The 25,930-nt window shown below is 72.1% G+C and carries 21 protein-coding genes and 4 pseudogenes; 13 read left to right on the top strand and 12 right to left on the bottom strand.

The features are described from left to right. Positions 1-149: 149 nt before the first annotated feature. Positions 150-542, bottom strand: a complete 393-nt coding sequence (locus AC0VY3_RS13590) for an ankyrin repeat domain-containing protein (protein ID WP_103510335.1) — start codon at positions 540-542, stop codon at positions 150-152. Positions 543-869: 327 nt separating this feature from the next. On the opposite strand from AC0VY3_RS13590, the gene AC0VY3_RS13585 reads away from it, so the two are divergent. Beyond that, positions 870-1,064 carry a hypothetical protein gene (locus tag AC0VY3_RS13585; protein WP_006123109.1) on the top strand — a complete coding sequence of 65 codons (195 nt, stop codon included), beginning with the start codon at positions 870-872 and terminating at the stop codon, positions 1,062-1,064. 37 nt (positions 1,065-1,101) lie between these two features. Continuing rightward, positions 1,102-2,787 (top strand): hypothetical protein, encoded by a 1,686-nt coding sequence (locus tag AC0VY3_RS13580; protein WP_103510334.1) that lies wholly within the window; start codon positions 1,102-1,104, stop codon positions 2,785-2,787. Between the two features lie 110 nt (positions 2,788-2,897). Here AC0VY3_RS13580 and AC0VY3_RS13575 read toward each other — a convergent pair whose 3' ends face one another. Then, positions 2,898-4,397, bottom strand: a complete 1,500-nt coding sequence (locus AC0VY3_RS13575; protein WP_103510333.1) for an SCO1417 family PLP biosynthesis transcription factor — start codon at positions 4,395-4,397, stop codon at positions 2,898-2,900. A 102-nt stretch (positions 4,398-4,499) separates the two neighbouring features. Between AC0VY3_RS13575 and yczE the strand changes: the two genes are divergently transcribed. From yczE to AC0VY3_RS13555, 4 genes are all read left to right on the top strand, one after another. Then, a complete protein-coding gene (yczE, locus tag AC0VY3_RS13570; RefSeq protein WP_103510332.1) occupies positions 4,500-5,213 on the top strand; it encodes a membrane protein YczE in 714 nt (237 codons plus the stop codon). After that, positions 5,210-5,971 (top strand): glycerophosphodiester phosphodiesterase family protein, encoded by a 762-nt coding sequence (locus AC0VY3_RS13565; protein WP_103510331.1) that lies wholly within the window; start codon positions 5,210-5,212, stop codon positions 5,969-5,971. The genes yczE and AC0VY3_RS13565 overlap by 4 nt, the downstream gene beginning before the upstream one ends. Positions 5,972-6,017: 46 nt before the next feature. After that, positions 6,018-7,391, top strand: a complete 1,374-nt coding sequence (locus tag AC0VY3_RS13560; RefSeq protein ID WP_103510330.1) for an MFS transporter — start codon at positions 6,018-6,020, stop codon at positions 7,389-7,391. A 265-nt stretch (positions 7,392-7,656) separates the two neighbouring features. Continuing rightward, positions 7,657-8,031 carry an RNA polymerase-binding protein RbpA gene (locus tag AC0VY3_RS13555; protein ID WP_003959706.1) on the top strand — a complete coding sequence of 125 codons (375 nt, stop codon included), beginning with the start codon at positions 7,657-7,659 and terminating at the stop codon, positions 8,029-8,031. Between the two features lie 133 nt (positions 8,032-8,164). Here the strand turns inward: AC0VY3_RS13555 and fxsA are convergent, their stop codons facing one another. The 4 genes from fxsA to AC0VY3_RS13535 all read right to left on the bottom strand — a co-directional run bounded on the left by fxsA (position 8,165) and on the right by AC0VY3_RS13535 (position 12,331). Next, positions 8,165-8,773: an FxsA family membrane protein gene (gene fxsA, locus AC0VY3_RS13550; protein ID WP_103510329.1), complete on the bottom strand. Its 609-nt coding sequence runs from the start codon at positions 8,771-8,773 to the stop codon at positions 8,165-8,167. Positions 8,774-8,857: 84 nt separating this feature from the next. Continuing rightward, positions 8,858-9,625 carry a polyprenol monophosphomannose synthase gene (locus AC0VY3_RS13545; protein ID WP_103510328.1) on the bottom strand — a complete coding sequence of 256 codons (768 nt, stop codon included), beginning with the start codon at positions 9,623-9,625 and terminating at the stop codon, positions 8,858-8,860. A gap of 484 nt (positions 9,626-10,109) precedes the next feature. Further along, a complete protein-coding gene (locus AC0VY3_RS13540; RefSeq protein WP_103510327.1) occupies positions 10,110-11,756 on the bottom strand; it encodes an amidohydrolase in 1,647 nt (548 codons plus the stop codon). A gap of 134 nt (positions 11,757-11,890) precedes the next feature. Continuing rightward, entirely contained in the window at positions 11,891-12,331 is a 441-nt protein-coding gene (locus AC0VY3_RS13535; protein WP_103510326.1) for an Lrp/AsnC family transcriptional regulator, read from the bottom strand. Between the two features lie 202 nt (positions 12,332-12,533). Here AC0VY3_RS13535 and AC0VY3_RS13530 point away from each other — a divergent pair, with 202 nt between their 5' ends. Beyond that, entirely contained in the window at positions 12,534-12,923 is a 390-nt protein-coding gene (locus AC0VY3_RS13530) for a hypothetical protein (protein WP_103510325.1), read from the top strand. Between the two features lie 427 nt (positions 12,924-13,350). Here AC0VY3_RS13530 and AC0VY3_RS13525 read toward each other — a convergent pair whose 3' ends face one another. After that, on the bottom strand, positions 13,351-14,523 hold the full coding sequence (locus tag AC0VY3_RS13525) for an acyl-CoA dehydrogenase family protein (RefSeq protein ID WP_103510323.1): 1,173 nt from the start codon (positions 14,521-14,523) through the stop codon (positions 13,351-13,353). A gap of 384 nt (positions 14,524-14,907) precedes the next feature. On the opposite strand from AC0VY3_RS13525, the gene AC0VY3_RS13520 reads away from it, so the two are divergent. Together AC0VY3_RS13520 and AC0VY3_RS13515 are read left to right on the top strand one after the other, a co-directional pair. Continuing rightward, positions 14,908-16,170, top strand: coding sequence for a glycoside hydrolase family 18 protein (locus tag AC0VY3_RS13520; RefSeq protein WP_242737166.1), 1,263 nt, complete (start codon positions 14,908-14,910; stop codon positions 16,168-16,170). Between the two features lie 122 nt (positions 16,171-16,292). Then, positions 16,293-17,501, top strand: a pseudogene (locus AC0VY3_RS13515) (IS701 family transposase). Positions 17,502-17,712: 211 nt separating this feature from the next. Here AC0VY3_RS13515 and AC0VY3_RS13510 read toward each other — a convergent pair. Next, a complete protein-coding gene (locus AC0VY3_RS13510; RefSeq protein WP_103510322.1) occupies positions 17,713-17,865 on the bottom strand; it encodes an SCO1431 family membrane protein in 153 nt (50 codons plus the stop codon). A gap of 480 nt (positions 17,866-18,345) precedes the next feature. Between AC0VY3_RS13510 and AC0VY3_RS13505 the strand changes: the two genes are divergently transcribed. Together AC0VY3_RS13505 and AC0VY3_RS13500 are read left to right on the top strand one after the other, a co-directional pair. Beyond that, a complete protein-coding gene (locus AC0VY3_RS13505) occupies positions 18,346-18,837 on the top strand; it encodes a hypothetical protein (RefSeq protein ID WP_103510345.1) in 492 nt (163 codons plus the stop codon). 109 nt (positions 18,838-18,946) lie between these two features. Beyond that, the gene (locus AC0VY3_RS13500) at positions 18,947-20,398 is read left to right on the top strand and encodes a PepSY-associated TM helix domain-containing protein (RefSeq protein WP_103510321.1); all 1,452 of its coding nucleotides are present in this window, start codon (positions 18,947-18,949) and stop codon (positions 20,396-20,398) included. Between the two features lie 123 nt (positions 20,399-20,521). Here the strand turns inward: AC0VY3_RS13500 and AC0VY3_RS13495 are convergent. From AC0VY3_RS13495 to AC0VY3_RS13480, 4 genes and pseudogenes are all read right to left on the bottom strand, one after another. Continuing rightward, a pseudogene (locus tag AC0VY3_RS13495) lies at positions 20,522-20,608 on the bottom strand (potassium-transporting ATPase subunit C); the annotation flags it as partial. After that, positions 20,609-20,944: pseudogene (locus AC0VY3_RS13490) on the bottom strand (potassium-transporting ATPase subunit KdpA); the annotation flags it as partial. Positions 20,945-20,952: 8 nt separating this feature from the next. Beyond that, positions 20,953-21,039 (bottom strand): annotated as a pseudogene (gene kdpF, locus AC0VY3_RS13485) (K(+)-transporting ATPase subunit F); the annotation flags it as partial. Positions 21,040-21,456: 417 nt separating this feature from the next. Further along, on the bottom strand, positions 21,457-22,836 hold the full coding sequence (locus AC0VY3_RS13480; RefSeq protein WP_103510343.1) for a peptidase C39 family protein: 1,380 nt from the start codon (positions 22,834-22,836) through the stop codon (positions 21,457-21,459). 197 nt (positions 22,837-23,033) lie between these two features. On the opposite strand from AC0VY3_RS13480, the gene AC0VY3_RS13475 reads away from it, so the two are divergent. Both AC0VY3_RS13475 and AC0VY3_RS13470 read left to right on the top strand, forming a co-directional pair. After that, positions 23,034-23,663, top strand: a complete 630-nt coding sequence (locus tag AC0VY3_RS13475) for a uridine kinase family protein (protein ID WP_103510320.1) — start codon at positions 23,034-23,036, stop codon at positions 23,661-23,663. A gap of 359 nt (positions 23,664-24,022) precedes the next feature. Continuing rightward, positions 24,023-25,927, top strand: coding sequence for an AAA family ATPase (locus tag AC0VY3_RS13470; RefSeq protein ID WP_475549670.1), 1,905 nt, complete (start codon positions 24,023-24,025; stop codon positions 25,925-25,927). Positions 25,928-25,930: the final 3 nt, after the last annotated feature.

The following is a 25,930-nucleotide window of genomic DNA, read 5'->3' as shown; positions in this document are numbered from 1 at the left end:
AGAGCATCTTCCTCTGCCTCTCGTCGGTGGCCCTGAGCGGGCCCGCGACGTCATGATGACCCAGCCATTTCGCCACCGCGACCACATTTACGACGGACCGGTCAGCGGAGCCCACGGCGGACGCGTCGACGAGCGCGTCCGCCGGCGTCTCACCGGGCACCGAAGCGTTCCAGCAGGTCGGCCTTGCCGAACATCCGGGCCGTGTCCAGCGCGGACGGCGTTCCTGCGGCCGGGTCGGCGCCCGCGGCGAGCAGGGCGTCGATGACGGCGTCCTCGCCCTTGAAGACGGCTCCGGCCAGCGGGGTCTGGCCGCGGTCGTTGGCCCGGTCCGGGTCGGCCTCGCGGGCGACGAGGGCGGCGACCGTGGCGGCGTGCCCGTGGTAGGCGGCGAGCATCAGGAGCGTGTCGCCCCGGTCGTTGGTGAGGTTGGCGGGGACTCCGGCCTCGACGTACGCGGTGAGCGCCTCGGTGTCGCCGGTGCGGGCCAGGTCGAAGACCTTGGTCGCCAGCTCGACCACCTCGGGATCGGGGGTTTCGCTCATCGGACGGACCGCCTTCCTTGACTGCTGCCGCGGCTGTCACCGCCGCGGTTGACCTGGTGGGGAGTACGGCACGGGGCCGTACGAGTGAATCGACAGGGTACTGCTCCCGGGCCGACATGACCCGGCCCGGATGCGGCAAGGGATCACCGCGGCTGATCCTGCCCGGCACGGACGGGGTGATGCCGCTCCCCGGGGGCCGACTTCTGTGGGCCAGTCAAGTGAAAGAGCAGGATATTCACTCGATTGCACCTTTTGTCGTATAGATACTTCCCGTGATCCTGGAAGGACTCATGGTGACTGTCCCCTTCAACCAGGAGAGAACCGCTCATGATCCTTTCCATCTCGGGCGTGGTACTGCTCGCCATCATCGTCTTCCTGTTCTTCAAGAAGGACGGGCTCAAGGCCTCCCACGCCATCGTCTGTGCCCTGTTCGGCTTCTACCTGGCCGGCACCGCCATCGCCCCGAGCATCACGGCGGGCGGGGCGAGCCTCGCCGGCCTGCTGGGCGGGATCAAGTTCTGACGCTCCGCAACCGCTCCCACCCCTTCAGGAGACCGATGTGGCCCGGCGACCACTCCCCCGCATTCTGAGCAGCGGCAGCGCTTCGATCACTCGCAGCAGAGAGATCGCGCGCACGGCCGCCGACAGTGCCACCGATGTTCTCCACCCGCTGATCACGGTGGTCCGCGGGCTGCGGCTGCTGGCCGTGTCCGGCCGGCAGAAGTGGGTCGCGACCCCCAAGGAACGGCGTGGTCCCAAGCTGTTCCTCGGCGCGGCCTGCGTGCTGGTGGTGGCGCTCGTCCCCTACGGGCCGATCCTGGCCCTGATCACGGTGATGGGCGCTGCCGCGTGGAAGGGGCGGGAGCGGACCCCCGTGCGGACCGGGCCCGACGAGACGGAGACCGCGCGTCTGCGGTCGCTGTACGAGGCGCTCGTGCCGTACTTCTCGACGTCCGACGACCCCGATCCGCTGTTCGCCCACGGCGGCGACTGGGCGAAGGCCTTCGACGGGTACGTCTTCGACGACGACGGCCGGCTCACCCGGCTCCAGGTCTCCTACCCCGCGTACTTCACGGACGGCGAGGCCGCCGCCCGCTCCCGGATCGAGCAGCTGCTCCACACCAAGTCAGGCCGGGGCCGCGAGTACCACTTCGGCTGGGACGAGGAGGCCAACCGCCTCGTCATGACCGTGCTGGACGCGCTTCCCACGACGATCGCCGCCCAGCGCTTCGTCACCGCCCCCGGCGAGACGGTCCTCGGCTTCACCGACCCGGACGCCGTCTCGCGCACCGTCCCCGTGCGCGACGGCGACACGACCGTGGACGCCTCGCCGGTGGTCTGGCGGACCGGCGGCCGCTCCACCGAACCGCATCTGCTCGCCGTCGGACACCCCGGCGGCGGCACCACGACCCTGATCCGCTCGATCGCCCTCCAGGCCCTCCAGAACGGCGACGTCATCGTCGTCGACGGCGGCGGGACCGGTGAGTACGGCGCCCTCGCCGGGCGCACCGGCGTCCTCGCCGTGGAGTCCGGCCTCGGCGGGGCGCTGGCCACGCTGGAGTGGGCGGCGCACGAGACGGAGCGCCGGCTGATCACCGCCAACCGGGCCCGGCAGAACGGTCACCCGGTGCCGGACGACATCCGGCGGCCGCTGTGGATCCTGCTGGACCGGCCCGGCGTGCTGGGCCATCTCGCGGCGGCCGACGGCCGGCCCGACCCGCAGGAACTGCTCCGGATCCCGCTGCGGCACGGCCGGGCGGCCCAGGTCACGGTCGTGCTGGCGGAACAGTTCGACGCGCTGGACACCCTCACGGAGACCGTGCGGACCCACACCCGCGCCCGCGCCGTCCTCGGACCGGCCTCCCGTGAGCAGATCGAAGCCGTGCTGGGCGTCGAACCGCACACCACACCGCCGTCCGAGGTGCCCGCGGGCCGCGGCTACGTCCGCCTGGGCGCGGGCCCGGTCCTGCGGCTCCAGGTGCCCGCCACCCCGGATCCGTACGACGACGCCACGAGCGACGCGCACCGGCAGGCGGTCCTCGGCCTCCTGCCCGACCGGCACTCCTCGATGGAGGCGGCGCCCGCGCGGGAGCACGCCGAGGAGGGCCCCGCGACGGAGCAGGTCCCCGTGGCGGTGGACACCGCGGCCTGGCCCGTCGAGGCGGTGCCGGTGGAGGCGATGGTCGCCGAGGCCAGGCCGTCCGAGCCGCTGGCGAAGGCACAGCCGGCGGGCGCCGAGAGCTGAGCCGGGCGGAGCGGAACAGCACGGCGGGCGGGGAGCGGACCCGGTGGTCTGCTCCCCGCCCGCCGCCGTTCCCGTACGCAAGGATTCCCGGAAGGGCTCCCCGCGAGCTCTCAGGCCACGAAGCTGCGCGGGGTGTCCGCCCCGACGCCCGCCCCGGAACGCACCAGGTCCACCGCGGCCGCCAGGCGTACGGCCGCTTCGTCGGCGACCGGGCCGCTCACCGTGAACGGCAGCCGTACGTATCCCTCGAAGGCTCCGTCGACCCCGAAGCGGGGTCCCGAGGGCACCCGGACGCCCACGCGTTCGCCCGCCACGGCCAGCCGCGACCCGGAGAGGCCGCCGGTGCGCACCCACAGCGTCAGACCGCCGCGCGGCACGGCGAACTCCCAGTCCGGCAGCTCCCGGCGCACCGCCGCGACCAGCGCGTCCCGGTTCTCCCGCGCCTGGCTCCGCCGGACCTCGACGGCCTGTTCCCAGCCGCCCGTGCCCATGAGCCAGTTGATCGCGAGCTGTTCCAGGACGGGGGTGCCCATGTCGGCGTAGGCGCGGGCGGCGACCAGGCTGCGGATGACGTCCGGGGCGGCACGCACCCAGCCGATGCGCATGCCGGCCCAGAAGGCCTTGCTGGCCGAGCCGACGGTCAGGACCGTGCTGCCAGCCGGGTCGAAGGCGCAGACCCGGCGCGGCATGTCGATATCGGTGTCCAGGCGGAGTTCGTTCATGGTCTCGTCGACGACCAGGACCGTGCCGGCGGACCGGGCCGCCTCCACCAGGTCCCGGCGCTGCTGCTCGTCGGCAAGCGCACCGGTGGGGTTGTGGAAGTCGGCGACCACGTAGGCGAGCCGGGGGGCGGCGTCCCGCAGCACCTGGCGCCAGCGGTTCATGTCCCAGCCGCCGAGCCCCTCCTCCATCGCGACCGGGACCAGGCGGGCGCCCGTCTCGCGCATCAGCTGGAGGATGTTGGCGTAGCTGGGCGATTCCACCGCGATCCGTTCGCCGCGGCCCGCGAAGAGGTGACAGATCGCGTCGATGGCGCCCATCGCGCCGGTGGTGACCATGATCTGCTCGGGCATGGTCGGAACGCCGAGCGCGGTGTAGCGGTCGGCGATCATCTGGCGCAGTGCGGGCAGTCCGGCCGGGTAGTCGCCGTGGGTGTGGGCGTACGGCGGCAGTTCCTCCAGCGCCCCCTGGACGGCACGGGTCAGCCAGGGCTCGGGCGCGGGCAGCGCCGCGCAGCCCAGGTCGATCATCGAGCCGAGCGACTCCGGCGGCAGCGGTTCGAGGCCGCGGGCGGGCAGCGGGTTGCCGGCCGGGACGGCGGTCCAGCTGCCCGCGCCGCGCCGCGACTCCAGGAAGCCTTCGGCGCGCAGCGCCTCGTAGGCGGCCGCGACGGTCGTCCGGCTGACAGACAGGGCGAGGGCCAGTTCGCGTTCGGCGGGGAGCCGGGCGGCGACCGGGACCCGGCCCTCCAGGACGAGCAGTCGTACACCGTCGGCGAGCGCGCGGTAGGCGGGCGGCTTGCGGCCGCCGGGGCCGGTGGGCCTGGCCTGCTGGGAGCGGAGCTGGCGGGCGAGCTGTGCCGCGCCTACCGTTGATGTCCACTGCGCCATGAAAATCAGTCCACCTTCCGCGAATTGGCCATAGTTGGTGGCCTGTCCCCTGCCACAGAGTGACACGAAGCAGTCCACCACCACTACATCAGGGGGCACAACGTGGCCAGGACCACCGGCCGGAGCACCACTCATCTCACCCGGCGGCTGGTCCAGCTGTATGTCGGACTGACGCTGTACGGGGCCAGCTCCGCGCTCCTGGTGCGGGCCGAGCTCGGCCTGGAGCCGTGGGGCGTGCTGCATCAGGGCCTCGCGGAGCTGACCGGGATCTCGATCGGCGTCGTCTCCATCATCATCGGCGCGGTCGTGCTGCTGCTGTGGATCCCGCTGCGCCAGCGGCCGGGGCTCGGCACGGTCTCCAACGTCTTCGTGGTCGGGCTGGCGATGGACGGGACGCTCGCCCTGGTCGGCGACCTGGAGAGCCTCGGACTCCGGATCCCGGTGATGGTCCTGGGCATCGTGCTCAACGGTGTGGCGACCGGGCTGTACATCGCGGCCCGGTTCGGACCCGGCCCGCGGGACGGGCTGATGACCGGGCTGAACCACATCACCGGCCGTTCGATCCGGCTGGTCCGCACGGCGATCGAGGTGGCCGTCGTCGCCACGGGCTTCGCCCTGGGCGGCTCACTGGGCGCGGGCACGGTGCTGTACGCCCTGGCCATCGGCCCGCTGGCCCAGTTCTTCCTGCGGATGTTCGCGCTGCCCGCACCCGCCGAGGCCGCCCCGGCCTCCGACGGACCGGCCACCGCAGCGCCGCCCGCCGGTTCCGGCCCCGTTGCCGCCCCGGCATCCGGGCAGGCCATACTGCCGCAGTGAAACCGAGCCACCCCTATCTGAACCATCCGGCGCCGATCGCCTTCGCCCATCGTGGCGGGGCGGCGGACGGCGTGGAGAACACCGTGACCGCCTTCCGCCGGGCGTCGGACGCGGGCTACCGCTACTTCGAGACCGATGTGCACACCACGGCGGACGGCCGGCTGGTCGCCTTCCACGACGCGACGCTGGACCGGGTCACCGACGCCCGGGGCCGGATCGCCGAGCTGCCCTGGAGCGAGGTGAGCCGGGCCCGGGTCGGGGGCAGCGAGCCGCTCCCGCTCTTCGAGGAGCTGCTGGAGGAGTTTCCCGAAGCCCGCTGGAACGTGGATCTGAAGGCCGCATCGGCGCTGGAGCCGCTGCTCGGCCTGATCCGCCGCACCGACGCCTGGGACCGGGTCTGCGTCGGCTCGTTCTCGGAGGCCCGGGTGGCCCGCGCCCACCGCCTGGCGGGGCCCCGGCTGGCCACGTCGTACGGGGTGCGCGGCGTCCTGGCGCTGCGCCTGCGTTCGTACGGGATCCCGGCGGCGCTGCGCGCGGGCGCGGTCTGCGCGCAGGTTCCGGAGCGGCAGGGCGGCATTCCGGTGGTGGACGCCCGCTTCGTCCGCACGGCGCACGCGCTGGGGCTCCAGGTGCACGTCTGGACGGTGAACGAACCGGAGCGGATGACGGCTCTCCTGGACCTCGGTGTGGATGGCATCATGACCGATCACATCGAGACGCTGCGTACGGTGCTGAGCGAGCGCGGGACATGGTCCTGACGCCCGGTCCGTCCGCGTCCACAGGGGACGACCGAGGGGGCGCGGGATGAGCACCGGCACCGAAGGCAAGGCCGAACCGTCCGGACAGCCGCCGGGCGACAGAACGGCTGCCGCCCGCAGGCGCGAGCAGCACGGCTGGTACTTCTACGACTTCGCCTGCTCCGTCTACTCCACCAGCGTGCTGACCGTCTTCCTCGGTCCGTATCTGACGTCGGTGGCCAAGGCGGCGGCCGATCCCGACGGGTTCGTGCACCCGCTGGGCATACCCGTGCGCGCGGGCTCGCTGTTCGCGTACTCCGTATCGGCCTCCATCGTGGTGGCCGTGATCCTGATGCCGATCGTGGGCGCGGCGGCGGACCGTACGGGGCGCAAGAAGCCGCTGCTGGCGGCGGCCGCCTACACGGGGGCGGCGGCGACGGCCGGGATGTTCTTCCTGGACGGCCACCGCTATGTGCTGGGCGCGTTCCTGCTGATCGTGGCCAACGCCTCGATCTCCGTGTCGATGGTGCTGTACAACGCCTATCTGCCGCAGATCGCCGGGCCGGAGGAGCGCGACGCGGTCTCCTCGCGCGGCTGGGCCTTCGGCTACACCTCGGGCGCCCTCGTCCTGGTCCTCAATCTGATCCTGTACACCGGTCACGAGTCCTTCGGGCTCTCGGAGTCCGACGCGGTGCGGATCTGCCTCGCCTCGGCCGGTGTGTGGTGGGGCGCGTTCACTCTCGTACCGCTGCGCCGGCTGCGCGACCGCCGGGTGGAGCCCGGCGGCGAGGGAACGGTCGGGTCCGGGTGGAAGCAGCTGCGGGCGACCCTGCGCGACATGCGGCGCCACCCGCTGACGCTCTCCTTCCTGCTCGCCTATCTCGTCTACAACGACGGGATCCAGACGGTGATCTCGCAGGCCTCGCTGTACGGCTCCGAGGAGCTGGGCCTGGACCAGACGACGCTGATCGTCGCCGTGCTGCTGGTCCAGATCCTGGCGGTGGCGGGGGCGCTCGGCATGGGGCGGCTGGCCCGGACGCACGGCGCCAAGCGCACGATTCTGGGGTCGCTGGCCGTCTGGACCCTGATCCTGGGCTCCGCCTATCTGCTGCCGCCCGACGCGCCGGTGTTCTTCTTCGTCCTGGCGGCGGCGATCGGCCTGGTGCTGGGCGGCAGTCAGGCCCTGTCGCGGTCGCTGTTCTCGCATCTGGTGCCGCGCGGCAAGGAGGCGGAGTACTTCTCCGCGTACGAGATGAGCGACCGGGGACTGAGCTGGCTGGGGCCCCTGGTGTTCGGTCTGGCCTACCAGCTGACCGGCAGCTACCGGGAGGCGATCATCTCGCTGATCGTGTTCTTCGCCCTCGGCGCGGTGCTGCTCGCTCGGGTCCCGGTGAGGCGCGCGATCGAGGCCGCGGGCAACCCGGTGCCGGAGCGAATTTAGACGTTGAAGTCAAAGGCCGGTAGTATACGTCTTTGGCCTGCCCGGAGGACCGTTACTGCGAGTGGAAGCGGTTCAACCGTTGGGTGACAACATCCACCAGAGGTGACAAACCGGGCATGTGCGGGTACTCAACCCAGATAAAGCAGCGGCACGACGGGCGACGCATGACCGGCAACGGGAATCTTTGCCGCCGACCGGACGTTGACCGGATGACGACGACAGCGACATTTTGTCCTGTGGGCGACAAGCCCGGGAGGCACGATTCATGAGTGAGCGAGCTCTCCGCGGCACGCGACTTGTGGTTACCAGCTACGAGACGGACCGCGGCATCGATCTGGCCCCGCGCCAGGCGGTGGAGTACGCATGCCAGAACGGACATCGATTCGAGATGCCGTTCTCGGTAGAGGCGGAAATTCCGCCGGAGTGGGAGTGCAAGGCGTGCGGCGCCCAGGCACTCCTGGTGGACGGGGACGGCCCCGAAGAGAAGAAGGGCAAGCCTGCGCGCACGCACTGGGACATGCTCATGGAGCGGCGCACCCGCGAGGAGCTGGAGGAGGTGCTGGCCGAGAGGCTGGCGGTTCTGCGCTCCGGAGCCATGAACATCGCCGTGCACCCGCGGGACAGCAGGAAGTCTGCCTGACCGCGTAGCACCGCACAGCATCACGTAACACCGCAGTACAGCACCGAGAGCCGCGGGCCGTGACACAGCACCTGTGTCACGGCCCGCGGCTCTTGCCATGCCTTCTCCCTCACAGGCCCTCAGGCCCATCAGCTCACGGGGTGAGCGGCGGGCGACGGTCCTGCGGGTCGTCGTCGGGCCCGGAGGGCGCCTGGGAGCCGTCCTCGCGGATGACCTCGCCCTGGACGACCTTTCCGTCCGGCCTGTGCATCCTGGCCTGCTGGAAGGCGTCCGAGAGGCTGCCCGGCGGCGCGGCCCGCATCCGGCGTTCCAGCGAGCGCTCCGCGTAACGGCTGATCATGGTGCGTACCGGCGGCACCAGCAGGATCAGCCCGGCCGCGTCCGAGATCAGGCCCGGGATCGCGAGCAGCAGCCCGCCCAGCATCAGCAGCCCGTTGCCCCGGGAGCCCTTGCCGCCCGCGGGAGCTGCCGGCGGGGTGGCGGGGGCGCCGGGCTGTCCCGGCATCTGCTGGAGCGTCTCGGTGAGGTTCTTGAACGCACGCCGGCCGGCGCTCTTGACGACCACGGCGCCGAGCACGGCGCCGGCCACCAGGATCAGCAGGACGGCGAGGCCGCCCGCGGCCGAGGCGACCAGGGTCAGCAGCCAGATCTCCAGGACCAGCCAGGCGGCCAGGGCCAGCGGCAGGAATCTACGGGCGCGCGAGCGCCGGGGACGGGTCGGGGGCGGAGTGCCGGTCGTCATGCCCCCAGTGTGCCCGTAACGGCGTGCAAGCGGCGTAAGGGGGTGATCATGAAGTGGGGACCGGACAGCGGGCCCCCGGGACGGTCAGAGGGTCTTGCGGCCCATGACCTTGTTCGCGCGGGAGGTGATGCCCCAGCCGGTGACCCGCCAGAGCGCCTCGACGAGGATGTCCCGGCTCATCTTCGAGTCGCCGATCTCCCGGTCGACGAAGGTGATGGGGACCTCGACCACGTGGTAGCCCGCCTCGACCGCGCGGCGGGCGAGGTCCACCTGGAAGCAGTAGCCCTGCGAGGCGACCTCGCCCAGTCCGAGGCCGTCGAGGGTCTCGGTGCGGAAGGCGCGGTAGCCGCCGGTGACGTCGCGGACGGAGAGGCCGAGGGCGAGCCGGGAGTAGAGGCTGCCGCCGCGCGAGATCACCTCGCGGCTCTTGGGCCAGTTGACCACGCGGCCGCCCGGCACCCAGCGGGAACCGAGGACCAGGTCCGCGCCCTTGAGCGCGGTGAGCAGCCGGGGCAGCTCCTCGGGCTGGTGGGAGCCGTCGGCGTCCATCTCGACGAGCACGCCGTAGCCGTGCTCGGAGCCCCAGGCGAAGCCCGCGAGATAGGCGGCGCCGAGCCCTTCCTTGCCCTTGCGGTGCAGGACGTGCACCTGGCCGTCGGCCGCGGCGATCTCGTCGGCCGCCTTGCCGGTGCCGTCGGGGCTGTTGTCGTCGGCCACCAGGATGTCGGCATCCGGGACGGCGGCGCGCACCCGGTCGACGATCGGCCCGATGTTCTCGACCTCGTTGTAGGTCGGAATGATCACCAGAACCTTGCCGAGCGGGCCGAACTGCCTCTGACCGCCGTCGTTCACTACTGCCCCTTAGAGTCCGTACACAGGGGGACACCATATCCAGCACGGCGGCCGGCGGAGCGCGCCCCCACGTCGGAACTTCGGATCGGGGCCCGGCGCCCTTCGGGCCGACCTGGGACCCGCTGGCTGCGGGTCGACCGAAAGCCGTTGTCTACTGAACGTCCGGGCCCCACCCGGATCCCACCCTCCGTCCGGCTGCAACCTTCCCTCGCCCCCGAGGCGCGGGCGCTGAACCTGGCTGTCAGTGGTGGTGCGCCGGTGCGGCACACCACCTCATGACCCAGCGGCGTTCGACGACTGCGTGGAGGTTCAACCGGTCGGACGTCCTGTGGTGGACCCGGCCGAACCTACCGGCCTGTGGGCGCGTTCTGTCAACAGCCGTGCGACCTGCGACTTCTTCCGAAATTGCCTGGTCAGTGCCGAAGGGCCACAGGCCGTGGCCCAGCCATCGGGCCATCGATCGGCGGTACGAAATGTCCCGACGTCACTCGTTCGGTCGCACGTAGACAGTTTGTCCGAGGACCACCGTCCGCAGGCAGACGGGAAGGTCGGCGCCGGGCGTCAGGTCCGGCAGTCCCGGCGTGCCGGACCGGGGGTCGGTGGACCAGCGGGCGACCCGGTCGTCGGGGGCCTGGACCAGGAGTTCGGCGGTGCGCCAGACGGCGTAGTCGGCCGGGGCGCCGGGCACCAGGAGGCCCGCGTCGTCGCGGCCGACGGCCCGCCAGCCGCCCCGGGTGTGGGCGGTGAACCCGGCACGGACCGAGACGCGGTGCTCCGGGGTGCGGTGGTGTGCGGCGGCCCGGACGGTGCCCCAGGGGTCGAGCGGGGTGACCGGGCTGTCGGAGCCGAAGGCGAGCGGCACCCCGGCGCGCAGCAGTGCCGCGTACGGGTTGAGGCCAGCGGCCCGCTCCGCGCCCAGGCGCTCGGCGTACATCCCCTCCGGGCCGCCCCAGGCGGCGTCGAAGGCGGGCTGGACGGAGGCGGTGAGGCCCAGTTCGGCGAAGGCGGCGATGGTCTCGGGGGTGAGCATCTCGGCGTGTTCGACGCGGTGGCGGGCGGCCCGGATCCGGTCGAGGCCGAGCGTCGCGGCGGCGGCCCTGATCCCGTCCACGACGGCGGTGACCGCGGCGTCGCCGATGGCGTGGAAGCCCGCCTGGAGGCCCGCCTCGGTGCAGGCGGTGACATGGGCGGCGATCCGGGCAGCGTCCAGGTGGGCGGTGCCGGTGTGCGGGTCGTCCGCGTAGGGCTCGTGCAGACAGGCGGTGTGCGAGCCGAGGGAGCCGTCGACGAAGAGGTCGCCGGCGGCGCCGATCGCGCCGAGTTCGCGGATGCGCCGGGCGTCCTTCTCGTTCGCGATCTCCTCGGCCCAGAGGCCGAAGACGCGCGGCCCCGGCCGTTCGGCGGCCAGCGCCAGGAGGCCGGTGAAGTCCTCCTCGTCGGAGATCTCGGGCCCGCCGCACTCGTGCACGCTGCCGATGCCGAGCGAGGCCGCGTGGTCGAGGGCGGCGCGCTGGGCGGCGGTCCGCTGGGCGGCGGACAGCGCGCCGTGGGCGGCGGCCCGTACGGCGTGGTGGGCGTCGCCGGTCAGCGGCGCGTCCGGGTGATATCCGGCCATCGCGGTGACGCCGGGGACGAGGTCCAGCAGGGCCGTCGTGACGACCGCGGAGTGCACGTCGATCCGCGGCAGATACAGGGCGCGGCCGTCGGCCGCCTCGTCGAGCTCGGCGCGTGAGGGGTGGCGCCGCTCGGGCCAGCGGGCGGCGTCCCAGCCGTGTCCGAGCAGGACGTCCCCGGCGGCGTGCCGGTTCGCGAACGCACGGACGAGGCCGAGGGCCTCGGCGAGGGTGCGGGCGCCGGAGAGGTCGAGCCCCGTCAGGGCCAGGCCGGTGGCGGTGGTGTGCACATGCGCGTCGGTGAACGCCGGGGTGACCAGGGCGCCTTCGAGGTCGACCACCTCGTCGACGCCGCTCGCGAAGGCGTCGGCGGCACCCTCGGACCCCACCCAGGCGACATGCCCGCGTTCGACGACCATCGCGGTGGCGAACGGGTCGGCAGGGCTGTGGACGTCTCCGCCGCGCAACAGCACGGTGCGGTGTTCGGGGGCGCTCTGGGGGGCGGTGCTCTGGCTCATGGGACCAGTCTCGCGCCTGGCGGCGCCGGCCCGGACCGCGGCCCCCTCCCGGGGGAACGGGCCGGGGCCCGGATCCGCGGGGTCCTGGGCCCGGCCCCGGGGTTCCGGAGGGTCAGCCCCCGGGTTCCGGAGGGTCAGATGCGCGGGGGCCGGGCCTCGTACGGGGTGGAGAGGACGACGGTGGTCCGGGTGGACACGCCGGCGAGCGTACGGATCCGGGTGAGCAGGTGTTCCAGCTCCAGCGGGGTCGCGACCCGCACCTTGAGGATGTAGTTCTCGTCACCGGCGACGCTGTGGCAGGCCTCCAGTTCGGGCACCCCGGCGAGCCGGTCGGCGATGTCGTCGGGTGCGCTCGGGTCGAACGGCTTCACCGAGATGAACGCGGTGAGGGGCAGCCCGACGGCCTCGGGGTCGACGACCGCGGCATAGCCGCGGATCACCCCGCGCTGCTCCAACCGGCGGACGCGCTGATGAACCGCCGAGGTGGACAGGCCCGTGGCCTTGCCCAGGTCGGTGTAGCTCATCCGCCCGTCCTTGACGAGCAACTCAACGATCTGACGGTCCAGCTCCTCCATGCGGATCAACCTATGGCCCAGGGCGCCCCTCGGCACAGTCGCGCGGGTCACGGAACGGCACCTGCGGGCGGCATGTGACGAATGCCACAGGTTTGTGGGTCGGTAGCGGGCCGCCTCGCGGTTATCGGCCATGCGCGACGGGAAGTGCTTGCTGTGGTCGAGGCCGTGGCGCCTTGTCGGCCCACCCGAGGGGGGAATTCCCATGCAGAGCCTGAAGCTCACCGGACGTACCGAACCGGAGCCTGTCGATCCGGACGACGACGGTACCGCCGACGCGTACGACATGTTCGAGATGGTCCGGGTGATCTGCCCGGACTGCGCCCAGCCCATCGCGCTGCTGGCCGACGAGGACGTCCTGCCGGAGCACGCCCGGTGCCCCACGCCGTGGAACCCGTTCGTCCTCACGGTCTGCTCCGGAACCGGGCGCGGTGCGGGCGACGCCCCGCCCGCGGACGAGACGCTGGAGCTCCAGGAACAGGAGACCGGGCTGCTGCTGACACTCCCCCAGGGGCTCGACTGGCGGATGCAGCCCTTCTCGCACGCCGGAGGACCCGGCTCCCGTCCGCTGCGGGTGCGGCGCGAGGCCGCCTGACCCGTACGCCGTACGCGACGCCCAGCACCACGACGGCCCGGCCGCCGTGGTGCCCGCGGTTCCGCGTCCCGGTCACCGGCGCGGGGTACGGGCCCCCGCGAACGGGCGCTCGAATCGGCGGGGCAGTGACCCCGGCCCTTCCTGCCGCGTTGGCCCCGTATGACCACGCTGCATTCACCAGTCGGTTCGGGTCGCCGCCGGCTGGCCGCACCCGCCCCCGAAGAATCGGTTCCGCAGCCGAGTGCGCCCGCACAGCCGCTGCCCCGGTCCACCGGAGCCTCCCCCATGGCCTCCCCCGTCGACCCGCCGATCTACAGCGCGCTGCTCACACAGTGGGAGAGCTCGGGCCGGACCGTGCCGGGGCGCCGCGACCCGGAGTGGACCCAGGCCGCGGCACTGCCCCCGTGGTCCGAGGCGCCCTTGCGGTTCAGCGCGTCTCGGGACCCGCGAGGTGGCGGGCGATGACCATGCGCTGGATCTGATTGGTGCCCTCCACGATCTGGAGCACCTTCGCCTCGCGCATCAGCCGCTCGACCGGGAAGTCGAGCGTGTAGCCGTAGCCGCCGAGCACCTGTACGGCGTCGGTGGTCACCCGCATGGCCGCGTCCGTGCAGAACAGCTTCGCCATGGCGGCCTGCCGGGAGAAGGGCTCCCCCGCGTCGCGCAGCCGGGCAGCCTCCAGATAGAGAGCGCGGCCGGCCTCGATCTGGGTGGCCATGTCGGCGAGCATGAACCGCAGCCCCTGGAAGTCCGCGATGGGGCGGCCGAACTGGTGCCGGTCCGTGGCGTACCGGACGGCCTCGTCCAGGGCCGCCTGGGCGACCCCGACGGCACACGCGGCGATGCCGAGGCGCCCGGAGTCGAGCGCGGACAGGGCGATGGCGAAGCCCTGGCCCTCCTCGCCGATGCGCCGGTCGTCGCCGACCCGTACGCCGTCGAAGTGGAGCTGGGCCGTGGGCGAGCCCTTCATCCCCATCTTCTTCTCGGGGAGCGCCGCGTTCAGGCCCTCGGCGTCGCCGGGGACGAGGAAGGCCGTGATGCCGCGGGGGCCCTCGACGCCGGTACGGGCGAGCACGGTGCAGAAGTCTGCGACGCCGCCGTGGGTGATCCAGGCCTTGGTCCCGGTGATGACCCAGTCGTCCCCGTCCCGTACGGCCTTGGTGCGCAGCGAGGCGGCGTCGGATCCGGAGGCGGGCTCGGAGAGGCAGTAGGCGCCCAGCAGGCCGCCGGTGAGCATCGCCGGGAGGTGCGCGGCGCGCTGCTCGTCGGTGCCGTATCCGGCGAGGGCGTGGCAGGCGAGGGAGTGGACGCTGACGCCGAGCCCGACGGTGAGCCGGGCGGCGGCCAGTTCTTCCAGGACCTGGAGGTAGACCTCGTAGGGCTGGTCACCGCCGCCGTGGGCGGAGTCGTACGGGAGTCCCAGGAGTCCGGACTCGGACAGCAGGGTGAAGACCTCGCGCGGGAAGACGCCGGCTTCCTCCTGCTCGGCCGCCCGGGGAGCGATCTCCTTCGACACGATGTCGCGGACGAGCGCGACGAGCTGCCGGGACTCCTCGGTGGGCAGACGGCGTTCCACCGGCTGCGGGGCACGGTCGGACATGACGGCGCTCTCCTCCCTGTCGGGCGTTGCGACGGTCGCGCGCTCGGGGTGTGAGAGGCGCCGCCGGGTGATCTCCCGGAAGTGACCCGGGAAAAACAGACTGCCCCGCCGATCCTGCCCTCCCGGGTCACGGGTGGCGCGGTCATCGGCTGTGGCGGGTTGAGTATGCCCGATCGGATGTCTCCCGTCACGGGGCAACGGGCAGGTCGGACGGCCTGGAGGGCCGCCGGGAGATCAATGAATTGGTCCGAACCATTGACCCAACTGGTCTAGTCCTTCTACGGTTCCACCGAACGCCTAACGCGTTCATGTCAAACCGGGTGCAGTCGCCCGGTGTTCGGCCGGCACCCCCCACGCACCAGCCCTCCCCCACGAGGAGCCACGATGCTCAAGCTGCACCGCCCCCGCGCCCGGCTCCGGGCGCTCGCCGCGGCCGCCTGTACGGCGGCCCTCGGCGCCACCCTGCTCGGCGTCGCCGGTATGTCCCCGGCCGGCGCGGCCCCCGCCGCACAGCCTGCCGCCGCCGAGGCCGCCCCCACGGCGGCGGGCGACAAGGTGATCGGATACTTCACCAACTGGGGTACGTACGACCGCAATTACCACGTCAAGAACATCGTGACGTCGGGTTCCGCGGACAAGCTGACCCACATCAACTACGCCTTCGGGAACGTGACCGGCGGCAAGTGCCAGATCGGCGACTCCTACGCCGACTACGAGAAGGCCTACACCGCCGAGGAGTCGGTCGACGGGGTCGCGGACACCTGGGACCAGGAACTGCGCGGCAACTTCAACCAGTTGCGCAAGCTCAAGGAGCTCCACCCCGATCTGAAGGTCCTCTGGTCCTTCGGCGGCTGGAGCTGGTCCGGCGGCTTCGGTGAGGCCGCGCAGAACCCGGCCGCGTTCGCGAAGTCCTGCTACGACCTGGTGGAGGACCCCCGCTGGGCCGATGTCTTCGACGGCATCGACATCGACTGGGAGTACCCCAACGCCTGCGGCCTCACCTGTGACACCAGCGGCCGCGACGCCTACGGCAACCTGCTGGGCGAACTGCGCAAGGCCTTCGGGAACGACAACCTGATCACCTCGGCGATCACGGCGGACGGCTCCGACGGCGGCAAGATCGACGCGGTGGACTACGCGGGTGCGGCGAAGCACCTCGACTGGTACCTGCCGATGACCTACGACTTCTTCGGCGCCTTCGCGGCGCAGGGCCCGACGGCCCCGCACTCCCCGCTGACGTCCTACCCGGGCATCCCGTCGGAGGGCTTCAACTCGGACGCCGCGATCTCCAAGCTGAAGTCGCTGGGCATCCCGTCGGAGAAGCTGCTGCTGGGCATCGGCTTCTACGGCCGCGGCTGGACCGGCGTCACACAGTCCGAGCCGGGAGGCAGCGCGACGGGCGCCGCGCCGGGCACCTACGAGGCGGGCATCGAGGACTACAAGGTCCTCAAGGACAGCTGCCCGGCCACGGGCAAGGTCGCGGGCACGGCGTACGCCCACTGCGGGAACAACTGGTGGAGCTACGACACCCCGGAGACCATCGGCACCAAGATGACCTACAAGAACGAGCAGGGCCTCGGCGGCACGTTCTTCTGGGAGCTGAGCGGTGACACCGGGAACGGCGAGCTGATCAAGGCGATCGACTAGTAGGGCTTGGTCATGTGTCGTTTGTGATGGCGTGTCTTCTTGATCGGTCGTGTCGTTGATCGTGTGTGCTGAGTGAGGAGTTGGCTGCGGTCCGGTGTGATCTGGAGGACTTCGCGGCGGAGATGTTCGAGCCGTTCGCGCGGGCGGATCAGCGCCGGTGGGGCGGGGTCTATCTGCGGGGTCTGCTGCTGGACGGCGGGCGTAAGTAGGTGGAGCCGATGGCCGCCCGCCTGGGCGAGGAGGGTAACCGGCAGGCTCTGGCGCACTTCGTCACCTCCAGCCCGTGGGATGCGGCGCATGTCCGGGCCCGGCTGGCCTGGCGGATGCAGCCGGTCATCAAACCCACCGCGCTGGTCATCGATGACACCGGCTTCCTCAAGGACGGGGACGCGTCGGCGTGCGTGACCCGGCAATACACCGGCACGGCGGGCAAGGTCACCAACTGCCAGGCCGGAGTCTCGCTGCACCTGGCTTCCAACGGTGCCTCGGCGGCGGTGAACTGGCGTCTGTTCCTGCCCGGGAGCTGGGATCCCTCCTCGCCCAAGGCCGATCCGGCCAAAGTGGCCCGCCGTGACAAGTGCGCCATCCCTGCCCAGGTGGGCCATGTCGAGAAGTGGCAGCTGGCCCTCGACATGATCGACGAGACGCGGTCCTGGGGCATCGAAGTGCCCCAGGTCATCGCCGACGGCGGCTACGGGGACACCGCCGCCTTCCGGCTCGGCCTGGAGACACGCGGACTCGACTACGTGGTGGGCATCTCGACCACAACCACCGCACAACCCGAGGACGCACGGCCGGCCACCCCGACCTACCTCGGCAGGGGCCGGCGGCCGGTCCCTGCCTATCCCGAGCCGGCACAGCGGGTGAAGGACCTGGTCATCGCGGCCGGCAAATCTTCCGCACGGCCGGTGCAGTGGAGGGAGGGATCACGGCCGGGCAGCGGCCGCAGCGGGGTGAAACGCATGTACTCCCGCTTCGTTGCCCTGCGGATCAGGCCCGCCGGGCGCGAGATCCGCCAGGCCACGACCACCGCCGAGCTTCCGGTCCGCTGGCTGCTGGCGGAGTGGCCCGCCGACCAGGACGAGCCCGTGCAGTTCTGGCTCTCCAACCTGCCCGAGACCACCCCGTTGCCCGTCCTCGTGCGCACCGCGAAGCTCCGCTGGCGCATCGAGAACGACTACCGCGAGATGAAACAGGCCCTCGGCCTGGCCCACTTCGAGGGCCGGACCTGGCCAGGCTGGCACCACCACGTCACCCTCGTCTCGGTCGCCCACGCCTTCTGCACCCTGCAGCGACTGACCCGATCCCCAAAAGAGACGGCGTCGGCCTGAGCCTCTACCGAGTCGTCCGCGAGCTGCAGATACTCCTCGCGACCTGGACCGGCGCCTGCCCCACCTGTCACCGCGACATGCCCGACCCCGCACCAACATGACCAAGCACTACTAGGGCCTTGGACACGGGGCGGGGCGCCGGGCGGGCGCCCCGCCCTTTCGCGTGCGTCGCCTCCCGCGAGGCCTCAGGAGGTACGCGGCGCTCGCGCCGTCACAGCAGACCGATCTGGGTGACCAGCATCGCGAACACGACCACGAAGGCCCAGCCGGCGATGTGCTCCATCAGCTTGGAGCCGTCCTCGGGACCGCCGGTGCGTGCGCGGCGGGCGTGGTGGGCGTTTCCTGCGGCGGTGGTCGCGGTCATGGCGTCTCGCTGTTCGTACGGCGTGGGTGGGATCCCCCGTGACCCGACCAGAGTGCCAGCGCCCCGGGCCGTACAGAACGAGATTCCGGTCACGGCCCGGTGCGGCCGGGGCGTCCACGGACGTCCCGCTCCCCCGCACGGTGCGGAAATACGCCACCGGGGCCGGTGGCGCGGACGGGTCGCGCTGTGGGCGACGCCACACCGGGACCGGGCCGATGCTCGGACCAGGGCCCGTGCGGAAAGAATCAGGACATACGCGGGAACCTTTTCGGCCACTGGGCCGACTACTGCCCCATGGGAAGAGACCGCGGTACCGAGCCCGCCACCGAGCCCCGCCGGGCGGCTGGCTACCTTGTGCCCATGCGTGCACCGGGCGGCCTGCCGAGGCGAGCGGCCAGGGGCCTGCTCTGCGGTTCGGCATGCCTGCTGCTCGGTGCGGTGAGCCACGTCGCGGCGGGCGGACGTCTGCCCGGCGCGGGGGTGCTCGGTCTCCTGCTCCTCGCCCTGACCGTGCAGGGGTCGCTGCTCCTGGGCGGCCGAAAGCGCCGCTTCGATCTCGTGGTGCCGGTGCTCGGGGCGACGCAGTTCGCCCTGCACAACGCGTTCCACCTCTTCCCGGCCCCCGGCGGGGATCCGCACGCCGGAATGCCGGCCGGCCACGCGCACCACATGGCCGGGCCGTCCGCGGGCGGCGGTACGGACGCGGGCGGCGGGCACGCCATGGACGCCGGGATGACCGGGGCCCATGCGGCGGCCACGCTCGGAACGGCCCTGTGCGTGCTGTACGGGGAGCGGGTCCTGCGACGCCTCGCGGCCCTGGTCGCCCCGCTCGTCGTCCTCCGGTGGGCCGCCTCGCTCCCCTGCCCGCCCCGGCCGCGCCCGGCGCCGCCGGTGGTGGCGCGGATCCGGTTCGGGGCGCTTCTCGCCCGCTCCCGGTCCCGACGTGGGCCGCCTTCGGTGGCCCCCGCCTGACCTCACCCGCACCAGCCGTCGACGCCGGAAGTGACCCGGCGTCCCTCAGGCATGCGTACGGGAGGCGTCGGGCGCGCGTCCGCCACCGTCCGCCCTCCGAGGAGCACCCATGTCCAACAGAACCGAACACATAGCGCGACACGACCACGATCCGACCGACACCCCGGCCGGAAGACCGGCCCGACCGGCCCGCTCCTGGGCGGAGGTCCGGCATCTCCTGGTCCGGCTGCACTTCTACGCCGGAGTGCTCGTCGCCCCCTTCCTGCTGGTGGCCGCGCTGACCGGGCTGGCCTACACCCTGACGCCCCAGCTCGACCGGCTCGTCTACGCCGACCAGCTGCGGGTCGATCGGGTCGGCGAGGAGGTACGCCCGCTGTCCGAGCAGATCGCCGCGGCGCGGTCCGCGTACCCCGAGGGCAGCCTGGCATCGGTGATCACACCGCCGGGCCCGGAGGACACCACCCGGGTGGTGCTCGCGGTGCCGGAGCTGGGCGAGAACCAGCGCACGGTCTTCGTCGACCCGTACACCGCCGAGGTGCGGGGCGAGCTGACGACCTGGTTCGGGTCGACGCCGCTCACCACCTGGCTCGACGACCTGCACCGCAACCTGCACCTGGGCGACACCGGCCGCCTGTACTCCGAGGTCGCCGCGAGCTGGCTGTGGGTGGCCGTCGCGGGCGGCCTCGTCCTGTGGCTCGGGCGCGCCCGGGGCCGGCGTGCGAAGTCGGCCCGGGGCATGCTGCTTCCGGACCGTACGGCCAAGGGGGTACGACGGACCCGGAGCTGGCACGCGGCGACCGGGGTGTGGCTGGCGCTGGGCCTGCTGTTCCTGAGCGCCACCGGCCTCACCTGGTCGAACTACGGCGGCGAACGGTTCGGGCGGCTGCTGGACGCGGCCAACGGCAACGCCCCGGCCCTGGACACGGCGCTGCCCGGCACCGAGGCCCCCGCCGAGGACCACTCGGAGCACGCCGGGCACGGCGGTACCGGCAGCACGACGGCCGATGCCGACCCGGCGGACTTCGACGCGGCCCTGGCGGCGGCCCGGGGCGCGGGCCTCGGCGGGATCATGGAGGTGACGCCTCCGGCGGACGCGTCGAGCGCATGGGTCGTGGCGCAGACCGACAACACCTGGCCGGTGCACTACGACCGGGTGGCCGTGGACACCACGAACGGCGAGATCACCTCGCGCACCCGCTGGGCGGACCACCCGGCCCTGAACAAGCTCAGCAAGCTGGGCGTGCAGGGCCACATGGGCGTGCTGTTCGGCGTCGTCAACCAGATCGCGCTGGCGCTCCTGGCGCTCGGCCTGACCGCGGTGATCGTCTGGGGCTACCGCATGTGGTGGCAGCGGCGGCCCACCCGTGGCGACCGGTCCGCGCCGGTCGGCAGGGCCCCGGAGCGCGGGGCGTGGCGGCGGATTCCGCTGCCGGCCCTCGTCCTGGGCATCCCGGCCGTGGCCGCCCTGGGCTGGGCGCTGCCGGTCCTGGGGGTGACGCTGGCCGGGTTCCTGGTGATCGACGCGGTGGTGGGGGCGGTACGCCGACGACGTACCGTCTGACGCGGCGGCGGGGTGGGGCGCCGGCCTCTGCCCCACCCCGCCGGCGGCCCCCGGGCACAGGGCGGGTCCCACCACCGAGAGCACGCGACCGGGACGCGCACCTCGCCGTCGGGCTGTGCGCTCTCAGCCCCGGGGCAGGCTCCTGAGCGCGGTGTTCAGCTCCAGGACGTTCACCCGGGGCTCGCCCATGAAACCGAGGAGGCGGCCGGTGGTGTGGGCGGCGAAGGACGCGGCGGTGTTGAACGCCTGGTCCGGGTCGATGGAGGAGAAGCCGAGCGAACCGGGCAGCGAGCCCTGTACCCGTTGCATCAGGTACAGGAGAAGAACACTCACCGCCGAGAAGGCGAGCACACCGCGCAGATAGGCGGGCCAGCTCATTTCGGCGGCCGGATCGGCGCCGATGACTTTGTCTATCCACTCCTCCGGCGTGCAGTGCTTCTCGGAGGAGTAGACCCTGGCCATGTAATCGCCCAGCGGGCGATAGGCGAGCGCAAGAGCGGATATCAGGGCGAGCAGCTGGAGCACACCAGCGGTCGGGGAACTCATTGCAGCACTCAGAACCTCTCCGGGAAAAGGAGAGCCAGCACGAGATACCCGATCAGGGAGACGGCCACGACGAGTCCGACGACATTCTCGGCGGTCCGGCGGTCACAGCTTGGTCACCCCCCCCGGGTGATGAGAGCCACCAGCGCGAATACCGCGACCGTGGTGACGACGAAGGCCAGATCGGCCATCGCGAGCTCCTGATTGACGTGGGGAAGGGAAGTCGGCCCAGTGGCCGAGAAAAGGAAACCTCGGCTTCATCCCCCTGATAAGCCGTTTTGACGGGCTCCATACGATTACCGGGATCCTTGACGCTGGCCTGACGCGGACGGCCGCGCCACGCCACAAAGCGCTTCGCGGGTTTCCACGGAAAGTGACGGCGGCCGGTCACGGCCGTGCTCCGGAGGTGGCGGTCGCGGCGCCCGGAACGCGCGTTGCCCGGGATGCCGAAGCGTCCCGGGCAACTCTCCTTCTCCGCACGGCCGCGCGCGGAGCTCAAGCGGCTCCGCGCCCGCTCACAGCAGACCGAGCGACCGCAGGACCCGCTGCTGGAAGGGTGTCGGCCGGGCCGGCCAGTAGACGTAGCACACCCCGCCCGTGCCGCTTCTGACCTGGCCGTTCGCGTCGTAGCGCTTGGTGCGGAGCCAGACGTTCTCCCATTCGCGCCGGCGGTAGACCCGGCGTACCGCGTCGTTGTCGGGCGAGGCCGGGTCGTTGGCGATGACATCGCCCTCGGGGGTGAAGCCGATGACCGTCATCAGGTGGCCCGACGTGCCGTATCCGGCGCCGGTCAGCTCTTCCTTCAGGAAGGACTGGGAGGTGATGACCGGGATTCCGGCGCGGATCAGCCGCTCCACGTCGGTGAGCGAGCCGAGCCGGGTGACGGCGGCGTTCATGTCGCGGTACGTGGCGGCGTAGGCAGCGTTGAACGGCCAGTTGCCGCAGCCCTCGTACTGGTAGTCGTAGGTGTTGCGGGCGGCGTGGCAGACCTGGGGGTCGGGCAGGCCGGGCTTGACCCAGGCGAGGTCCTCCGCGGTGGGCTTCCGGCCCCAGTACTCGATGATCATCTGCGAGGAGGTGGGGCTGCACCACGCCTCGCCGCCGTTGTCGTACTCGGGGTACTGCCCGATGTGAATGTTCTGCGAGTAGCGGGGCACGGGCAGTTCGCGGGCGAGCGCGGGGGTGCTCGCGGGCACGGTGAAGCGGTCGGGCACGTCGGAGGCCATCGCGCCGACCCGCCGGACGGTCGGGGTGAGGCGGCTGCCCGGGGTGCGGTACAGCGTCAGCCGCAGCCGGTAGGAGACCAGGCGTACACCGCTCGCCGGGTCGTCCACCGAGAGGGTGTCCGTCCACACGGAGCTGTGTGGGTCGCCCTGGTCGTCGACGGATGTACGGCGGATGTCGCCGTCGCCCGCCGCCCAGCGGCCCATCACGAACCAGGGGGTGGCGGTGCCGTCCGCGTAGGCGCCGCTCAGCTCGACCTGGATCCAGGTGCCGGCCGGGGTACGGGCGTTCCAGGAGGCGATCACCTCGGTGGCGGGGACGGCGGAGCGGTGGACGGGGGAGGTCCAGGTGGCGTAGTCCCAGGCGGCCGTCGTACCGGTGTGCGGGTCGGTGTAGTCGGTGCGGCCGGCCGGGGTGGCGATCACCAGGCCGGAGCGGGCGCCGGGAAGCACCCGGGTGCCGTCGCCCGTGCCGCAGCGCCAGTCGGTGTAGGTGTGCCAGAAACGGTTGTCCACGAGGGCTTTCGGGGCGGCGGAGCCGTCGGGCGAGGACGGGGCGGAGGACGAGGACGCGGCGGCCGTCGCGGACGTGGCGGAGGCCACCGTGCCGGCGCCTGCCGCCGCCGCGAGCGCGGCGGTCAGAACGGTTCTGCGCGAAGTCGGACTGGTCATGGTCGTGACCCCCGGTCGGATGCGGAAGGTGGTCTTCGGGTGCCGTTCGGTGCGCCAACTATCCCGGTTCCGGGCCGGATCGGGCCAGCGGTTCGGCAACCGCCGCCGGACCAACATGGGTCTGGACCACTGGCGTGACCTGCGGTGGTTCGCGGCGCACCTCGGGGCGGCTCCGAGCCGGAACGTACCCTGGAGCCATGGACGACCTGGCCCGCCACGCCGATGACCTGCGCTCACTGCCCCCTTCCTGCGGACCGGTCCGGCTGGTGGCGGTCGACGGGCACGCCGGTTCGGGCAAGAGCACCTTCGCCGCCCGCCTCGCGGCGGCGCTGGGCGGTGCGCCGGTCCTCCATCTGGACGATCTCGCCACGCATGAGGAGCTGTTCGGCTGGACGGGGCGACTGCTGGAGCAGGTGGTCCTGCCGCTCTCGCGCGGGGAGAGGGCCCGCTATGCCCCGTACGACTGGACGGAGCGCCGCTTCGACCCGGCGCGGACTCTGGAGCCGGCCCCGGTGGTGCTGGTGGAGGGGGTCGGCTCGGGACGCCGGGAGGTGCGGCCGTGGCTGGCGGCGCTGTGCTGGATGGAGCTGGAGCGGGAGACGTCCTGGGAGCGTGGCCGTCGCCGGGACGGCGACGGACTCGCCGGGTTCTGGGACGGATGGACGCTCGCCGAGGAGCGGCATTTCGCCGAAGACCCGTCACGTCCGTACGCCGACACTCTGGTACGCCAGGTGCCGGAGGGGTACGTGTGGCTGCCGGGGCCCCGCGCGACAGCGGGAGAGAGCCGTATCGTCACCCACGGTAGCCAGGAGATCCCGCCATACTGAGCAGTCGGAAATCAGCTCAGAAGAGCCTCAACTCCGCTTGACCGGCGGGCCTTACTGGTCTTACGTTCTCATTGTGCGGCTTTTCGGAGCCCCCGCAGGCGCGAAGCCCCCGGTTGTTCCCCCGTGATCGGGGGCTTCGCTCTGTGCTCCCCGCACCGCTCCGGCGACTACGCAGAGCCATGCGCTCACCCTCGGTGACCACCCCTGAGGGTCGGCCGGAGAGCGGCCCCATCCCCTGTGCGCGGGTACGATGCAGCTCGGTGTGGTCAATTCCCTTCCTCCACGCCGTGATTCAGCACGCTCCGGTGGGCATGCTGTGCGGGCGGGACATCCTGGGGGCACGGTTTGTGGGGGACCTGATGGACATCGGCACACAGGGCGCTGGAGCCCCTGCCGACCTCGCCTGGCTGCGTGGCGTGGACGCCTACACGATGGGCGCCTACCCGCAGGCCGAGGAGGAGTTCAGAGCCGCGGTGCGGTTCGATCCCGGCATGGCGGACGGCTGGCTCGGCCTCCACGCGCTGCGCATCGACACCACCACGGCCCTGTTACGCATGTACCGGCACCGCGACCGCTTCGGCGAACAGCGTGCACGCCACCGACGTACGCTCAACTCCTGGTACTGGCTGGGCTGGTGGGTGCAGCCGGTGCTGGAGAGCCCGCGCGATCTGCTGCTGGCGCACGCCTCGCACTGGCTGGACGGACGCCATGTGCCGGAGCTGGACCGGGCGTTGGCCGGTCTGCCGCCGGTGGACGCTGATCCGCAGGTGCGGTTCCTGCACGCCTGTCGCTCGTATCTGGTCAAGGACTGGGAGCAGTTGGTGCGCTGCACCGAGCAGCTCGTCGACGATCCGATGCTGGGCATCGAGGCGGGTCTGTTCGGCGGGATGGCGCGGGTGCGGCTGGAGATGTTCGGGCAGGCGGAGCCGCTGCTGTCGGCCGCGCTGATGCGCTGCCGCAGCGAGCAGCCGCAGCGCAAGGAGCTGCGCTACTGGCTGGCGCGGGCCCACGAGGGCACCGGGCGCAGTGCGGCCGCGCTGCCGCTGTACCGGGCGGTGCACCGGGTCGACCCGGCCTTCATGGACACCTCCGCCCGGCTCGCCGCGCTCGTGGAGGGCGACGGGTACGACGAGTCGGCGGATCTGGCCGCGGTGACCCTGACCGGCTTCGGCGCGGGGGCCCCGGGGGCGGAGGCGCAGCCGGAGGGCGACGCGCTGCTCGGCACCGATCTGGTGGACGGACGCGAGTCCTGGCCGGTGGGCGAGGCGGGGCTGCTCGGCGACGAGCCGGCGCCGGGTCCGGCCGCGCCCGTCGAGGGCGCCCGCCGTACCAGGACCCGCAAGGCGCCGCCCTTCCCGGCCGGGCCCAGCGATCCCGCCCTGCTGGCCGAGGCGCTGGCGCAGCTGGAGCGCATGGTCGGACTCGAACCGGTGAAGCGGCAGGTCAAGGCGCTCTCAGCGCAGTTGAACATGGCCCGTCGGCGGGCCGAGCAGGGCCTGCCCGTCCAGCCGCCGAAGCGCCACTTCGTCTTCTCCGGCCCCTCCGGCACCGGCAAGACCACGGTGGCGCGCATCCTGGGCCGGGTCTTCTACGCCCTCGGGCTGCTCGGCGGCGACCATCTGGTCGAGGCGCAACGGTCCGATCTGGTGGGCGAGTTCCTGGGTCAGACGGCGGTGAAGGCCAATGAGCTGATAGACTCGGCACTCGGCGGGGTGCTGTTCGTCGACGAGGCGTACAGCCTGGCCAACTCCGGTTACAGCAAGGGCGACGCGTACGGCGACGAGGCGCTTCAGGTGCTCCTCAAGCGGGCCGAGGACAACCGGGACCATCTCGTCGTCATCCTCGCGGGCTACCCGGAGGGCATGGACCGGCTGCTGGCCACCAACCCGGGTCTCTCCTCCCGCTTCACCAGCCGGGTCGACTTCCCCAGCTACCGGCCGCTCGAACTCACCGCGATCGGGAGCGTCCTGGCCGCCGAGAACGACGATGTGTGGGACGAGGAGGCGGTGGACGAGCTGCGTTCCATCAGCGGCCATGTGGTGGACCAGGGCTGGATCGACGAGCTGGGCAACGGCCGCTTCCTTCGGACGCTGTACGAGAAGAGCTGCGCCTACCGTGATCTGCGGCTCTCCGGGTATCCGGGCGAGCTGACCCGGGAGGACCTGTCGACGCTGCGGCTCCCGGACCTGATGCAGGCCTACGGCGAGGTGCTGTCGGGGCGCGGTCCGGTGGGCCGGGGCAAGCAGGAGCCGGGCGCGGTGTGACAC

It is taken from the genome of Streptomyces sp. iso_384 (assembly GCF_056172905.1).
Note: the sequence above shows the minus strand (reverse complement) of the source record. Positions and strands in the feature narration are given on the sequence as shown.

What these genes read in the sequence shown, in the direction of transcription:
- AC0VY3_RS13575 (WP_103510333.1), bottom strand. Translation starts at nt 4,397, where the DNA reads ATGGCGCAGTGGACATCAACGGTAGGCGCGGCACAGCTCGCCCGCCAG.
- AC0VY3_RS13470 (WP_475549670.1), top strand. Translation starts at nt 24,023, where the DNA reads ATGGACATCGGCACACAGGGCGCTGGAGCCCCTGCCGACCTCGCCTGG.
- AC0VY3_RS13480 (WP_103510343.1), bottom strand. Translation starts at nt 22,836, where the DNA reads ATGACCAGTCCGACTTCGCGCAGAACCGTTCTGACCGCCGCGCTCGCG.
- AC0VY3_RS13555 (WP_003959706.1), top strand. Translation starts at nt 7,657, where the DNA reads ATGAGTGAGCGAGCTCTCCGCGGCACGCGACTTGTGGTTACCAGCTAC.
- AC0VY3_RS13475 (WP_103510320.1), top strand. Translation starts at nt 23,034, where the DNA reads ATGGACGACCTGGCCCGCCACGCCGATGACCTGCGCTCACTGCCCCCT.
- AC0VY3_RS13535 (WP_103510326.1), bottom strand. Translation starts at nt 12,331, where the DNA reads ATGGAGGAGCTGGACCGTCAGATCGTTGAGTTGCTCGTCAAGGACGGG.
- AC0VY3_RS13585 (WP_006123109.1), top strand. Translation starts at nt 870, where the DNA reads ATGATCCTTTCCATCTCGGGCGTGGTACTGCTCGCCATCATCGTCTTC.
- AC0VY3_RS13510 (WP_103510322.1), bottom strand. Translation starts at nt 17,865, where the DNA reads ATGACCGCGACCACCGCCGCAGGAAACGCCCACCACGCCCGCCGCGCA.
- fxsA (WP_103510329.1), bottom strand. Translation starts at nt 8,773, where the DNA reads ATGACGACCGGCACTCCGCCCCCGACCCGTCCCCGGCGCTCGCGCGCC.
- AC0VY3_RS13500 (WP_103510321.1), top strand. Translation starts at nt 18,947, where the DNA reads ATGTCCAACAGAACCGAACACATAGCGCGACACGACCACGATCCGACC.
- AC0VY3_RS13530 (WP_103510325.1), top strand. Translation starts at nt 12,534, where the DNA reads ATGCAGAGCCTGAAGCTCACCGGACGTACCGAACCGGAGCCTGTCGAT.
- AC0VY3_RS13540 (WP_103510327.1), bottom strand. Translation starts at nt 11,756, where the DNA reads ATGAGCCAGAGCACCGCCCCCCAGAGCGCCCCCGAACACCGCACCGTG.
- AC0VY3_RS13590 (WP_103510335.1), bottom strand. Translation starts at nt 542, where the DNA reads ATGAGCGAAACCCCCGATCCCGAGGTGGTCGAGCTGGCGACCAAGGTC.
- AC0VY3_RS13520 (WP_242737166.1), top strand. Translation starts at nt 14,908, where the DNA reads ATGCTCAAGCTGCACCGCCCCCGCGCCCGGCTCCGGGCGCTCGCCGCG.
- AC0VY3_RS13525 (WP_103510323.1), bottom strand. Translation starts at nt 14,523, where the DNA reads ATGTCCGACCGTGCCCCGCAGCCGGTGGAACGCCGTCTGCCCACCGAG.
- AC0VY3_RS13560 (WP_103510330.1), top strand. Translation starts at nt 6,018, where the DNA reads ATGAGCACCGGCACCGAAGGCAAGGCCGAACCGTCCGGACAGCCGCCG.